Raw genomic sequence first — 12,570 nt, forward strand, 5'->3', positions numbered from 1 at the left:
GAATGTTCAACAAAGTGGATGTCGGCGGCGGCCTGTCCGATTTCTGGGCCTATATCCGCGAACCGCGCCCGCATCGCTGGGCGATCTGGGGTGTCGCGCTGGCGCTGACCTGGCTGATTTTCACCGGGGTCGAGAAATATTTGATCCCTTATGAAAAGCCGAAAGAGCAGATTATCTATTTCGAAAACTGGACCGCGAACCGTAGCGCCGCCGAGATCCGCGCCGACTGGGTTGCGCGCGCCAAGGAAACGACGCTGCACAACGCCCAGAAGCGCGCCGAATATCAGCGTTTCGCCGACAGCCTCGGCATCGAATATGATTCGGCCGAGGCGGACAAGGTGACGCGCGAGACGCTGGGCGAAGAGGCGGCCGCGGCGGCGAAGAAAAAGCCCTTGCCGATGGCGACGCGCTCGACGCTCGCCGAACGCGCGGCGCGCAGCGCGCAGCCCAAAGCCGCCGACTGACCATATGCAGCGCGGCCCCGCCGATGCCGACTGGATGGCGGTCGCCATCGCGCTCTCGCGGCGCGGCCGCCCGGCGTCGGCACCCAACCCGAATGTCGGCTGTCTGATCGTCCAGCAGGGCAAGGTTATCGCGCGCGGCTGGACCCAGCCCGGCGGACGGCCGCATGCCGAGGCGGCGGCGCTCGCGGCGGCTGGCGACGCGGCGCGGGGCGCGACCGCTTATGTCACGCTCGAGCCGTGCGCCCACGCGAGTCCGCGCGGGCCGGCGTGCAGCGATTCGCTGATCGCCGCGGGCGTTGCGCGCGTCGTGATCGCGGCGCAGGACCCCGATCCGCGTACCAACGGCAAGGGCATCGCGCGGTTGCAGGCGGCGGGGATCGAGGTCGTCTTCAACGTCCTTCCCGCCGCAGCGCGCGCCGCGATGGCGCCCTGGTGGACGCGGCACACCGAAGGGCGCCCGTTCGTGACACTCAAGCTCGCGACCTCGCTCGACGGCTGTATCGCCCGCGCCGACGGGTCGAGTCGCTGGATCACCGGCGAACGTGCCCGCGCGCACGGGCATCTCGAACGCGCGCAGCATCAGGCGATCCTCGTCGGACGCGGGACGCTTGAAGCCGACGCACCGAAACTCGACGTGCGGCTGCCGGGGCTCGAAGGCCGCAGCCCCTGCAAATTCCTGCTCACCCGCAGCAAAGCGCCCGAAGGCTGGACCGCCGTCGCCTCGCCCGAAGCGATCGACGATGTCGATTCGATCTTGGTCGAGGGCGGCGCCGGCGCGGCGTCGGCCTTCCTCGCCGCCGACCGCGTCGACCGGCTTCTGCTCTATCGCGCGCCGATCCTGATCGGCGGTGGCAATCCCGCGCTCGGCGACATCGGGCTGACCGATCTTGCCGATGCGCACGGCCGCTGGCGCCTTACCGACAGCCGCCTGCTTGGCAGCGACCGGCTCGACGTCTACGAGCGCGTCAGAGAAGGATAACGCTCCCCATGTTCACCGGCATCATCACCGACATCGGCACCATCCGCAGCCGTGAGGACCGCGGCGATACGCGGCTCGTCATCGACACCGCCTATGATGTCGGCAGCATCGATATCGGCGCGTCGATCGCCTGCTCGGGCGCGTGCCTCACCGTCGTCGAAAAGGGCGTCGACGACGGCAGCAACGGGCCCGGCGGCTGGTTCGCGATCGACGCGAGCGGCGAAACCCTCGCGCGCACCGCGCCGGGGATGTGGGACCAGGGGCGCCGCCTCAACCTCGAACGCGCGCTCAAGATCGGCGACGAGCTTGGCGGGCATATCGTCACCGGGCATGTCGACGATATCGGCCGCATCGTGTCGGTCGAACCCGTCGGCGACAGCGTGACGGTCACCGTCGCCGCGCCCGCATCGCTCGCACCGCATATCGCGCCCAAAGGCTCGATCACCGTCGACGGGGTGTCGCTGACGGTCAACGAAGTGACCGACCAGCCCGGCGGCGAGGCGCATTTCACGCTCAACATCATCCCGCACACGCAGGAGATGACGACGCTGAACGAGGCCGCGGCGGGGCGTCCCGTCAATCTCGAGATCGATATTCTCGCGCGCTATCTCGCGCGGATGCAGGCGCGGGGATAAGGGGCGCCGCAAACGGGGAAGGAAGGTCCGCTATGGTAACGGCGATACGGGGTTCCTGTTTGTGCGGCGAAATCCGTTTCGAAATCGACGGAAAAATTGGCCCCGCCGGCCAATGTCACTGCTCCAAATGCCGCAAGGTATCGGGCACGGACGGCAACGCCGTCTTCTATGCGTCGGCCGCCGGTTTCCGCTGGCTGGCGGGCGAGGATTTGATCGAGCGTTTCGCCGTTCCCGATGGCGGCGGCTGGACGTCGCATTTCTGCCGGCGATGCGGCAGTCCGGCGCCGCTGAGTGACGCGAACGGCAAGTTTTTCTTCGTCCCGGCGGGCCTGCTCGACGACGATCCTGGCTTTCGCGGCTATGCGGCTCATATTTTCGTCGGATCGAAGGCGCCCTGGGTTTGTATCGCCGATTCCGCGCCGCAATATGAAGCGGGCTTTGATTCGGCACCGATCGACCGCAGCTAACCCTCGACCCAGCCCGCCGCCAGCTCGGGATCGGCGGCGATCATCGACCGCCGCATCGCCAGCCGCCCGATGCGCAGCAGCTCGGCCTTGCGCCGCGCGGGCGCAAGGTTGCAACTCGCCGCTTCGCGTACAACCGCCGCGCCATAACGGTCGGCGACGATCAGCCCCGATGTTTCGCGGCGATAGCCCTCGGTCTCGAGGATCGCGGGGTCGAGCCCCGACGCGAGCGCCCAGTAGAAACGGTCGCACCAATCGCAATAGTCGGGCCATTTGCCGTCGCCGTGCAGGTCGGCGCGGCTGACCTTGATCTCGACGATGGTGATCTGGCCCCTGGCGTCGATCGCGGTGAGGTCGGTGCGCCGCCCGTTGGGCAGCGGCACCTCGGGGATCGCGACCAGCCCCGCCTGCGCGAACAGCCGGCATACGCCGCGCGCGACATCCGCGGCGGTGATCATATCCGTCATCGCTTAAAGTCCGTCCTCAGAACGGAACGTCGTCGTCCAGATCGTCGTCGAACGGCGGGCGTCCGCCGCCGCTGCCCGAACCGCCGCCAAAGCCGCCGCCGGACGATCCGCCCGACGAACCGCCGCCGCCCTGATTCCAGCCGCCGCCCGAGCCACCGCCCGACGAGCCGCCGCTCCATTCGTCACCGCCGCCGCCGCTGCCGCGCGAGCCACCACCGCCCGGCGCGCCGTCGAGCATGGTCAGCGTGCCGCCCATGCCGGCGATCACGATCTCGGTCGTATATTTGTCGTTGCCGTCGCGGTCCTGCCATTTGCGCGTGCGCAGGCTGCCCTCGATGTAAACCTTCGAGCCTTTTTTCAGGAAGCGTTCGACGACGCCGATCAGCCCTTCGCCGTTGATCACGACCTGATGCCACTCGGTGCGCTCCTTGCGCTCGCCGGTCATCCGGTCCTTCCACTGCTCGGACGTCGCGATGCGGAGATTCGCGACCTTGCCGCCGTTCTGGAACGACTTGATTTCGGGATCGGCGCCGAGGTTGCCGATCAAAATTACCTTGTTGACGCTGCCAGCCATTGCCGCTCCGCTCCGCTAGAAAATGTGGAGGATCAGCCTAGTCCAAAGGCGACGGCTGTCCAGTAAGTGATTCCGGCAGCGGCATAGGCGAGCAGGAACAAATAGCCAACCATGAACATGGGCCATTTCCACCCATTGGTCTCGCGCCGGGTGATCGCGATCGTCGAAATGCACTGCGGCGCAAAGACGAACCAGGCGAGGAAGGCGAGTGCGGTCGCGAGGCTCCACTTGCCCTGCAATCGTTCGCCCAGCGACTGCGCCATCGCCTCTTCGTCGCCGCTGGCGTCGATCGCGTTGGCGGTCGCCATCGCCGACACCGCGACCTCGCGCGCCGCCATCGCGGGGATCAGCGCGAGCGCGATATCATGGTTGAAGCCGATCGGCTTGACGACGACCTCGAGCCCGCTCGCGATGCGCCCGGCGACACTATATTCGACCTGGCTTTCGCCCTCGGGTGCCTGCGGGAAGGTAAGCAACAGCCACAGTATGACGGTGGTCATCGCGATGATCGTGCCCGCGCGGCGGAGGAAGATCCACGCGCGCTGCCACAGGCCGATCGCGATGTCGCGCCAGCGCGGCATCTGGTATCGCGGCATTTCCATCATAAAGCCGGCGCCCGCACCCTTTGCCACCGTGCGGCGCAGGACATAGGCGACGACGAGCGCGCCGACGATCCCCGACAGATAGAGACCGAAGAGCACCAGCCCCTGCAGCCCCACCGGCGATCCGCCGACATTGGTGTTGGGGATGAAGGCGGCGATGATCAGCGCATAGACGGGAAGCCGCGCCGAACAGGTCATCAGCGGCGCGATCAATATCGTCGTCAGCCGGTCCTTTTCGTCGGGAATCGCGCGCGTCGCCATGATGCCGGGGACCGCGCAGGCGAAACTCGACAGCAGCGGGATGAAACCGCGCCCCGACAATCCGACCTTGCCCATCAGCCCGTCCATCAGGAAGGCGGCGCGCGTCATATAGCCCGATGCTTCCAAAAGCAGGATGAAGAGGAAGAGGATCAGGATCTGCGGCAGGAAGACGACGACCGCGCCGACGCCGGCGAGCAGGCCTTCGACGACCAGCCCGCGCAGGAAATTGTCGGGGAAGGTCGCGACGACCCATTGCTGGACCACCCCGATCCCGCCTTCGAGGAAGTCCGCAGGTGCCTCGGCGGCGGCATAGACCGCCTGGAACATCACGAACATCAGCGCGAGCAGGATGATCATCCCGGCGACCGGATGCAGCACGACATTGTCGACGCGCTGTGTCCAGCGGCGCACCGGCGTTTCGCTGAGGATCGCGGCGCGCGCGAGCGTGCGCGCGCGCTGGTGGAGCGACGCGTCATTGGCTTTGGCGGGCACGGCGACTTCGCCCGCGCTGTGCGACCGGATCGCGCCATCGACGGCGGCGAGCAGTTCGGCCATCCCGCGCTTGCGCACCGCGACGGTGGGGACGACCGGGACGCCCAGCTCCTTCGACAGGCGTTCGGCGTCGAGCGTCAGCCCGTCGCGGGTCGCGAGGTCGACCATGTTGAGCGCGACGACGGTGGGCAGGTTCAGCGCGAGCAACTCGAGCGCGAAGCTGAGATGATTGTCGAGGTTCGCCGCGTCGAGCACGACGATCAGCGCGTCGGGGCGCTTCTCGCCGTCCTGCCTGCCGAGCACGACGTCGCGGGTGACGGCTTCGTCCAGGCTCGCGGGGGTCAGGCTGTACGTGCCGGGCAGGTCGATCAGCGAGATCGGGCGGCCATCGGCAAAGCTCGCGTGCCCCGCCTTTCGCTCGACCGTGACGCCGGGGTAGTTGGCGATTTTTTGCCGCGCGCCGGTCAGCGCGTTGAACAGGCTCGACTTGCCGGCGTTGGGATTGCCGACGAGCGCGATCGAGGGAATCGCGCCGGTCATGCGACGGGCTCGATTTCGATCGCCGCAGCCTGCCGCGCGCGGATGATCACTTTCATGCGTCCGACGGTGAGCGCGAGCGGATCGCGCGAGAAGATGCTGCCGCGGTGAAGCGGGGTGACTTCGCATCCTTCCATCAGGCCGAATTCGCGCAGGCGGCGCCCCTCGTCCTCGGACATCGCAGTCCAATCGATGCGGGCGATCCGCACCGCAACACCCAGCGGCGCACGATCCAGCACATTTTCGAGCAAAGCAGTCATTTGCGAGCGATTATCAATAACAATCGCCGAGCGCCAGTCCTTTATCGAAACGCGTCACCGCCCCGGGTAACGCAGCCGCCCGACGAAGCGCGCGAGGCTCGGCCGTTCGATGCTGCGCGCGGCGCGGCGGTGCTTCCAGCTTTCGAAACGCATCACCTGGTCGATACGGCGTGCGAGGAAGGCGCGCGTATCGGCCAGATCCTCGCTTTCGTCGCTCAGGAACACCGCCATCGTCGAACCATAGACGGCGCCAAGGATCGCGCGCTTGCTATAGTGATTATAGTCGGTCGCGGTGTCGCCCGCGAGCCGCCACATATGGTCGGCGGCGCGCCAGCCGAGCTTGGCGGCGTGCGGTGCATTGGTCGGCAGCGCGAGCAGCGCCAGTGCGCGGCGCAGCGATTCGCGATGCGGCGCGAGCAGATCGATACGCGTCTCGACGAGAGTGGTGATGCGCTCGCGAATCTTCAGCGTCGCGAGCTTCTCGGCGGGCCAGCGCGCTTCCATCGCCGCGTCGATATCGGCGAACCAGGCGTCGACCATGTCGCGGCCGCCGCCGGGAAAGGCGAGGCGTGCGACATCGGTGTCGATGCCGACGCGCGCCGCGGCATCGGCGAGCGCGGCGTCGCCAAAACCGTCGAACGCCGCCGATGCCGCAATCAGCGGCGCCAGCGCGGCGCGAATCTCGTCGAGGGTCGGGTCGGCGGGAAGGATCGAAGCCATAGCTTCAGATAGGCCGCGCCGCGCGGTTCGGCAACCGGATCAGCACCAGCGCCGCGCCGACCATCATCCCGCCGAAAATGTCGATCGCCGACAGCGTTTCGCCGAACCCGATCCAGCCGGTGAGCGCGGCGAAGGCGGGCTGGATCAGCAGCGTCAGCCCGATCACCAGCGGCGAGAAGCGCGGCAGCGACCAGATCATCAGCCCCTGCCCGATAACCTGGCTTACCAATGCGAGCAGGATCAGCGGGGTCCAGTTATGCGGCATCACCGTTTCGCCGAGCGCAAGCGCGGTGCCGAGCAGGATGGGAACGCAGACCGCCGAGGCGATGGCGAGCGCAGACCACGGCGCGAGCGTATCGCGCACCCGCTGCATCAGGATGACATAGACCGTATAGAGCACCCCCGCGAGCAGGCTGAGCAGGTCGCCGACGAGATAGTCGGGTGACAGTTCGTAACTCTGCCCCATCAACAGCGCCGATCCGGCGAAGGCGAGCAGGATCGCCGCCGCCTGCCAGCCGCGCGGCATTTCGCGGGTCAGGAAGATCGTCCACAGGACGAGCAGCAGGCTGGCGCAATTGCCGAACAGCGTCGCATTGGCGACTTTCGTCTGCAGGATGCCGAGGTGCCAGGCGGCGAGGTCGAGCGCGAAGAAGATGCCCGCCGCCGCGGCGATCAGCAGCGCGGGGCGCGGCGGCATCCGTCCGCCCGTTTCGCGCCATGCGAAGATCAGCAGCAGCGGCAGCGCGAGCGTCATCCGCCAGAAGGCCGAGGCGGTGGGCCCCACGCCGTCGGCTTCGGCCATCCGCACGAGCATCGCGCCGAGCGACAGCGCGATATTGCCGCCGAGCAGCGCGGCAAAGGCCCAGCGTACGGCTCCAACGCCGGCGACCGATTCGCTGTCGATGCTGTCCATCTTCGCTGTCATTTAGATTTTCTTTTGATACTTACCATTGTGCCGGCGCCGCGGCGTCCATAGCTTCGCGGGCCATAGCGGCGACCAGTGGGGTCGCCCATGAAAAAAGTGCGACGTGGAGGAAAGATGACTCTATCCCTGTTCGATCCGATCAAATTGGGCGCCATCGAAGCGCCGAACCGCATCATCATGGCGCCGCTGACGCGCGGCCGCGCCGGGCCGGGTTTCGTGCCGAACGAACTTGCGCGCGACTATTATCGCCAGCGCGCGTCGGCGGGGCTGATCATTTCCGAAGCCACCGGCATTTCCCAGGAAGGCCTCGGCTGGCCGAGCGCGCCGGGCCTGTGGACCGACGCGCAGGTCGAAGGCTGGAAACCGGTGACCGACGCCGTGCATGAAGCGGGCGGGCGCATCGTCGCGCAGCTCTGGCACATGGGCCGCGTCGTCCATTCGGTGTTCAACGACGGCAAGCCGCCGGTTTCGGCGTCGGCGACGCAGGCGCCGGGCAAGGCGCACACGCCGGCCGGCCGTTTCGAATATGAAGTCGCGCGTCCGCTCGAACTCGGCGAAATCCCGCGCGTGATCGCCGATTATGTGAAGGCCGCCGAAAATGCGAAGCGCGCCGGCTTCGACGGCGTGCAGCTCCACGGCGCGAACGGCTATCTGATCGACCAGTTCCTGCGCGACGGCAGCAACCTGCGCGACGATGATTATGGCGGTCCGATCGAGAATCGCATCCGTTTGCTCCGCGAAGTCACCGAAGCGCTGATCTCGGTCTGGGGTGCCGACCGCGTGGGCGTGCGCCTGTCGCCCAATGGCGACACGCAGGGCGTCGACGACAGCGCCCCCGAACGGCTGTTCCCGATTGCCGCGGCGGCGCTCGACGCGCTCGGTATTGCCTTCCTCGAACTGCGCGAACCCGGTCCCGACGGCACCTTCGGGCGCACCGACGTTCCGAAGCAGTCGCCGTCGATCCGCGCCGCGTTCAAGGGACCGCTGATCCTCAACAGCGACTATGACGTCGCGCTGGCCGAGGCCGCGCTGGTGAGCGGCACCGCCGACGCGGTCGCGTTCGGCCGCCCCTTTATCGGCAACCCCGACCTGGTCGAGCGCATCCGGAACGGAGCTGAATGGGCCGCCGACAATCCGCAGACCTGGTATTCGCCGGGCCCCGCGGGCTACACCGACTATCCTGCGCTGCAAACGGCGTAGGGTTTCCATGATCCGGGCGGCGCTGTGCTGTCCGGATCATCCCTTTTCGGCAATCGCCTTGTCGATGATCCCGGCGCCGATCGGCCCGAGAACATTGCCGCCGAAGCGGAACAGCACGAACGCGCCGGCGAAGAGTAGCAATGGCTCGATGAAGCCCACGACGATTGCCGCGATAACGAGCGCGACGAACAGCGTGACGAAGCCGTTACTCAATGCCTGCTGACCCTTGGGGGCCAGTTCGATCGTGCGCGGTCCTTTGGCGTCCCACCATTTGCCCGTAACAATCGTCTTGCGGGTGCTTCCGGCTTGCGGCGCCGGACGGCTCGCGATCTGCGCGGGCTCGGGGTTGGATTTCAGCGCGGGCCGGTCATTCGGCTGCGGATTCTTCCATGGCCGTTTGTTACGCTCGGCAACAGCCGCCGCCACGCGATCTTTGCCGCTATTCGCCGCAGTGCTGGGCGTGGCAAGCCGTTGTGTGGGCGCGGGCCGCGCGCTCAGCCCCGATTCGGTGCGCGCCGCGGCGGACATATCGGGGACGGCGCTTGTCTTCGCCGGCCGAATCGGCTCGACCCCCATCTTGCGGTCGTGAAGATCCATGCGCTCGGCCGCGCTCAGCGGGGTCTGTCCGGTTTCCCTGTCGATCACCACCAGCCGACCGCCGCGCTCGACGACGGAAAAACGGCTGGGAGGCGGGCGATCAACCAATGCCGAATTGTTCCTTCAGCGCGAGCATGGCGAGTGCGGCCTTCGCCGCTTCGCCGCCCTTATCCTTGCGCGTCTTGTCGGCGCGCGCAAGCGCCTGTTCTTCGTTCTCGACGGTGAGGATGCCGTTGCCGATCGCGAGCCCGTCGAGCGTCAACGCCATGATGCCGCGCGCGCTTTCGTTCGACACGACCTCGAAATGATAGGTCTCGCCGCGGATCACGACGCCGAGCGCGACATAGGCGTCGTAGCGCCCGCTATCGGCGGCGAGCGAGATCGCCGCGGGCACTTCCAATGCCCCGGGGACGGTCACCGTGTCATGGCTGTGCCCCTCGGCGTCGAGCGCGCTGCGCACGCCGTCGAGCAGCATGTCGTTGAGGTGAGAATAAAAGCGGGCTTCGACGATCAGAACATGTGCCATGACGGCCTCCTTAGGTGGATGGGGGAAGATGCGAAAGCAGCAAAAGCAATGCCCCTGCGGCAATCAGGATGGCGGCCGTCAGACTGTGCGGCGTGATGCGCTCTTTCATGGCGATCCACGCTATCACTATGCTGACCAGGATACATGTTTCGCGCAGCGCGCTGACGACGGCAACGGGCGCGTATCGCAGAGCGACGAGCGTCGAACCGAAGCTGACGATAGCGAGCGAGCCCGCCGCCAGGCCCGGCCGCAGATTGTTCCGCATGCGCTTGGCGGCGGCGGGTCCCGCCGACGCCCGGAACTGGATCACCAGCGCTATCCCGGTCGCGAAGAAGAACCAGCAGAGAAAGGGCAGAATACCCTCGCTCGCCCGCATCCCGCCCGCATCGACGATCGTATAGGCGGCGGTCAGGGTTCCTGCCGTCAGTGCGGCGACAAGCCCGGCGGTCCCGATACGACCGCCGGCTGATAGCGATAATATCCCGGCACAGATCGCAGCGACTCCGGCAATCTCCCCGAAACCGGGAATTTCGCTGAACAACAATGCGCCGCCGACCGTTGCGATGAGCGGCGCCGTTCCGCGCGCGATCGGAAAGGCTACCGAAAAATCGTTAAGCGTATAGGAGCGCGTCAACACCAGCGAATAGACGCTGTGCAGGACGACCGCTCCGCCAAGCCACGGCAGCATAGCCGGAGTGGGCAAGCCGGTGAACATCAGCGGAATGGCGGCGGCGCCAGCCCATGTTGCGCCGCACAGCGCGCGAACCGCTGCTTGATCCTCGCCCGATTTTAACAGGGCGTGAGAGGAAGCGGTAGTCAGTGCGGCGACAAGCGCGAAGCCGATGCCCAGCGACTGGCTCAATGCCCGATCACGCCTCTCCGGGTATCGGGCGTTCGCCGACGACCGACAGGCCATAGCCTTCGAGCCCGACGATATTGCTGTGGGTGGGGGTGAGCAGTTCCATCGCATGGACGCCAAGGTCGGCGAGGATCTGCGCGCCGATCCCGTAAGTGCGCAGGTCCATGCCGCCGGTCGGCGCCGGGAGGGCATCGGCCTCGGCCGACCCGGGAAGCGGACGCATCAGCATCACGATCACACCCGCGCCGGCTTCGCCGATCGCATCCATCGAACGCTGCAGGCGGCGCTTCTTCGGTCCGGGGCGGCCCATGATATCGTCGAAGATCGACACCGGGTGCATGCGCACCAGCGTCACCCCCTCGGGGTCGATCGCGCCCTTCTGGAGCACGAGATTGACCGTGCCGTCGATCTTGTTGCGATAGGATTTGAGGCGCCAGTCGCCACCATAGTCCGATTCGAACGGGTCGTCGGACACGCATTCGACCAGCCGGTCGTTGCGGTGGCGATAGGCGATCAGGTCGGCGATCGTCCCGATCTTGAGCCCGTGGCGGCGCGCAAAGGGGATGAGGTCGTCGAGCCGCGCCATCGTCCCGTCGTCGTTCATGATTTCGCAGATCACGCCCGAGGGGTTGAGCCCCGCCAGCCGGCTGATGTCGACCGCCGCCTCGGTGTGGCCGGCGCGCACGAGCACGCCGCCGTCGCGCGCGATCAGCGGGAAGATATGGCCCGGGGTGACGATGTCGTCGCGGGTCTTGCCGGCGTCGATCGCGACCGAAACGGTGCGCGCACGGTCGCCCGCCGAAATGCCGGTGGTCACCCCCTCGCGCGCCTCGATCGAGGTGGTGAAGGCGGTTTCGTGCCGCGTGCCGTTGTTCCGGCTCATCAGTTCGAGCCCGAGCTGGTCGACACGCTCGCGGGTCAGCGTCAGGCAGACGAGACCGCGGCCGTGGGTGACCATGAAGTTGATCGCATCGGGGGTCGCCATCTGCGCCGGGATGACCAGGTCGCCCTCATTTTCGCGATCCTCGTCGTCGACGAGGATGAACATGCGGCCGTTGCGCGCCTCGGCGATGATTTCCTCTGGCGTAGCCATCGGCGACAGGTCGCTGCCGTTCGCGAGCCAGTTTTCGAGCTTGCGCAGCGTTTCGGCGGTGGGGTTCCAGCCGGGCGAATCGAGGTCGCGCAAACTGTTGGCGTGGAGGCCCGCGGCACGGGCGAGACCCGAGCGGGACATGGTCCCGTCGTCGACGATGGCGCGGATGCGATCGATGAGCTGTGTAGACATGATCGCCATGTCTCACATCATAATGTGATTGTCAATTCAGATATCACATTGGGTTGATCAATTGGGCCCGAACTTCGGGCCCAGGTCGCGGATCGGGCCATCGGGCTTGGCGTCGAGCAGCGCGACAATCTGTCCGGTGCGGTCGTCGCGCTTGGCATAGGCGCGCGCCGACATGCCGGCGACATGGTCGGCCTTGTCGGGGTTGGCGCCGCGCTTGACGAGCAGGCGCACCATGCCGACATTCTTCGACTGCACCGCCAGGATCAGCGCGGTTTCGCCGCGCCGGTTGGCCTGGTCGACGGGCGCCTTTTCCTTGAGCAGCTCTTCGGCGCCGTCGGTGAAATTGATTAGCGCGGCGTGCATCAGCGGGGTTACGCCCTGGCGATCGCCGATCGAGGGATCGGCGTCCTTGGCGAGCAGGAAGCGCAGCCAGCTGATGTCGCGGCGTTTGGTGACGATGATCAGCGCGGTTTGGCCGGTGTCGGGATTGCGCGTGTTGATGAACGACGGATCGTCCTTCAGCGCCTCGGTCGCCTTGGTCCCGTCGCGGTTTTCGACCGCCTGCAAAAAGGCATAGCCGCCGCGGAACTGCGCCTGCGCGGGGCTGAGCAACAGACCCGTCGCGGCGACCAGCGCGGCGAGGAAAGCGGCGAAGCGGAATTCCGCACGGCGAAACATGATCGGCGACCCCTGGGGCAATTTGTCCGCCGCTGACGCGACGAC

The 12,570-nt window shown here is 66.8% G+C and carries 16 protein-coding genes; 5 read left to right on the forward strand and 11 right to left on the reverse strand.

Translation table 11 applies throughout. The features are described 5' to 3' along the window. Positions 1-2: 2 nt before the first annotated feature. From J2X38_RS00975 to J2X38_RS00990, 4 genes are read left to right on the forward strand one after another with little or no spacing between them, the layout of a single operon-like run. Positions 3-464 carry a hypothetical protein gene (locus J2X38_RS00975; protein ID WP_310250152.1) on the forward strand — a complete coding sequence of 154 codons (462 nt, stop codon included), beginning with the start codon at positions 3-5 and terminating at the stop codon, positions 462-464. 34 nt (positions 465-498) lie between these two features. Beyond that, a complete protein-coding gene (gene ribD / locus J2X38_RS00980; protein ID WP_310252648.1) occupies positions 499-1,443 on the forward strand; it encodes a bifunctional diaminohydroxyphosphoribosylaminopyrimidine deaminase/5-amino-6-(5-phosphoribosylamino)uracil reductase RibD in 945 nt (314 codons plus the stop codon). 8 nt (positions 1,444-1,451) lie between these two features. Then, on the forward strand, positions 1,452-2,078 hold the full coding sequence (locus J2X38_RS00985) for a riboflavin synthase (RefSeq protein ID WP_310250155.1): 627 nt from the start codon (positions 1,452-1,454) through the stop codon (positions 2,076-2,078). A gap of 32 nt (positions 2,079-2,110) precedes the next feature. Then, positions 2,111-2,545 (forward strand): GFA family protein, encoded by a 435-nt coding sequence (locus J2X38_RS00990; RefSeq protein WP_082639966.1) that lies wholly within the window; start codon positions 2,111-2,113, stop codon positions 2,543-2,545. Here the strand turns inward: J2X38_RS00990 and J2X38_RS00995 are convergent. From J2X38_RS00995 to J2X38_RS01020, 6 genes are read right to left on the reverse strand one after another with little or no spacing between them, the layout of a single operon-like run. Next, the gene (locus tag J2X38_RS00995) at positions 2,542-3,009 is read right to left on the reverse strand and encodes an MmcB family DNA repair protein (protein ID WP_310250160.1); all 468 of its coding nucleotides are present in this window, start codon (positions 3,007-3,009) and stop codon (positions 2,542-2,544) included. The genes J2X38_RS00990 and J2X38_RS00995 overlap by 4 nt on opposite strands. 16 nt (positions 3,010-3,025) lie before the next feature. Beyond that, positions 3,026-3,583 (reverse strand): single-stranded DNA-binding protein, encoded by a 558-nt coding sequence (gene ssb / locus J2X38_RS01000; protein ID WP_310250163.1) that lies wholly within the window; start codon positions 3,581-3,583, stop codon positions 3,026-3,028. A gap of 32 nt (positions 3,584-3,615) precedes the next feature. After that, positions 3,616-5,478 carry a ferrous iron transporter B gene (locus J2X38_RS01005; RefSeq protein ID WP_058539538.1) on the reverse strand — a complete coding sequence of 621 codons (1,863 nt, stop codon included), beginning with the start codon at positions 5,476-5,478 and terminating at the stop codon, positions 3,616-3,618. Continuing rightward, positions 5,475-5,735, reverse strand: coding sequence for a FeoA family protein (locus J2X38_RS01010; protein ID WP_310250170.1), 261 nt, complete (start codon positions 5,733-5,735; stop codon positions 5,475-5,477). The genes J2X38_RS01005 and J2X38_RS01010 overlap by 4 nt, the downstream gene beginning before the upstream one ends. Before the next feature lie 54 nt (positions 5,736-5,789). Beyond that, complete coding sequence (locus tag J2X38_RS01015) at positions 5,790-6,455, reverse strand: COQ9 family protein (RefSeq protein WP_310250173.1); 666 nt, start codon at positions 6,453-6,455, stop codon at positions 5,790-5,792. A 4-nt stretch (positions 6,456-6,459) separates the two neighbouring features. Further along, on the reverse strand, positions 6,460-7,380 hold the full coding sequence (locus J2X38_RS01020) for a DMT family transporter (protein ID WP_310250176.1): 921 nt from the start codon (positions 7,378-7,380) through the stop codon (positions 6,460-6,462). A gap of 114 nt (positions 7,381-7,494) precedes the next feature. Between J2X38_RS01020 and J2X38_RS01025 the strand changes: the two genes are divergently transcribed. Next, a complete protein-coding gene (locus J2X38_RS01025; protein ID WP_310250180.1) occupies positions 7,495-8,580 on the forward strand; it encodes an alkene reductase in 1,086 nt (361 codons plus the stop codon). Positions 8,581-8,616: 36 nt separating this feature from the next. Here the strand turns inward: J2X38_RS01025 and J2X38_RS01030 are convergent, their stop codons facing one another. The 5 genes from J2X38_RS01030 to J2X38_RS01050 are packed head-to-tail and all read right to left on the reverse strand — an operon-like array spanning position 8,617 to position 12,525. Next, on the reverse strand, positions 8,617-9,285 hold the full coding sequence (locus tag J2X38_RS01030; RefSeq protein ID WP_310250183.1) for a hypothetical protein: 669 nt from the start codon (positions 9,283-9,285) through the stop codon (positions 8,617-8,619). After that, positions 9,278-9,703, reverse strand: coding sequence for a 6,7-dimethyl-8-ribityllumazine synthase (gene ribH, locus J2X38_RS01035; protein WP_058539533.1), 426 nt, complete (start codon positions 9,701-9,703; stop codon positions 9,278-9,280). The genes J2X38_RS01030 and ribH overlap by 8 nt, the downstream gene beginning before the upstream one ends. A 10-nt stretch (positions 9,704-9,713) precedes the next feature. Further along, on the reverse strand, positions 9,714-10,565 hold the full coding sequence (locus J2X38_RS01040; protein ID WP_310250186.1) for an EamA family transporter: 852 nt from the start codon (positions 10,563-10,565) through the stop codon (positions 9,714-9,716). 7 nt (positions 10,566-10,572) lie between these two features. Then, entirely contained in the window at positions 10,573-11,847 is a 1,275-nt protein-coding gene (gene ribB, locus J2X38_RS01045) for a 3,4-dihydroxy-2-butanone-4-phosphate synthase (protein WP_058539593.1), read from the reverse strand. 57 nt (positions 11,848-11,904) lie between these two features. Continuing rightward, complete coding sequence (locus J2X38_RS01050) at positions 11,905-12,525, reverse strand: ankyrin repeat domain-containing protein (RefSeq protein ID WP_058539592.1); 621 nt, start codon at positions 12,523-12,525, stop codon at positions 11,905-11,907. Between the last annotated feature and the right edge of the window lie 45 nt (positions 12,526-12,570).

Source organism: Sphingopyxis sp. BE235 (genome assembly GCF_031457175.1).
Lineage (GTDB): Bacteria > Pseudomonadota > Alphaproteobacteria > Sphingomonadales > Sphingomonadaceae > Sphingopyxis.